This window comes from Roseateles sp. P5_B10, from assembly GCF_056400485.1.
In genome coordinates, this window is sequence record NZ_JBFULE010001602.1 from 1 (window position 1) to 599 (window position 599).

Sequence of the window (599 nt, forward strand, 5' to 3'; positions counted from 1 at the left end):
GATTAGACGAGTTAGCGGCGTTATACGCGCTCGATGATGATCGCCGGTGCCATGCCGCCGGCGGCGCACATGGTGACCAGACCGCGCTTCAGGTTGCGGCGCTCAAGTTCGTCGAGAACCGTGCCGATCAAGATCGCGCCGGTAGCGCCGATCGGATGGCCGAGCGCAATCGAACCGCCATTGACGTTGACCTTGCTGCGATCGAGATCGAGGTCGCGGATGAACTTCTCGGCGACCACGGCGAAGGCTTCATTGAKCTCCCASAGATCGATGTCTTCCTTCTTGAGACCGGCCTTTGCCAGCACCTTCTTCGCAGCCGGCACCGGCGCATTCAGCATCAGGGTCGGGTCGTCACCGATATTGGCCATGGCCACGATGCGTGCGCGCGGCTTCAGGCCATGCTTGTCGGCATAGGACTTCGAGGTCAGCAGCAAGGCTGCGGCACCATCGACCACGCCCGACGAATTGCCGGCGTGGTGGAAATGCTCGATCTTCAGATCCGGATACTTCTGGTTGATCTGCTTGCGGAAGGTCATGCCGCTTTCATCCAGCGGATGATCGGCCATCGCAGCGAAAGCAGGTTTCAGACCGGCGAGACC

1 pseudogene is annotated in these 599 nt (G+C 60.8%); it reads right to left on the minus strand.

Going from position 1 to position 599, the window contains the following annotated elements:
• Positions 1–20: 20 nt before the first annotated feature.
• Positions 21–599: pseudogene (locus AC1DU6_RS34835) on the minus strand (acetyl-CoA C-acyltransferase); the annotation flags it as partial.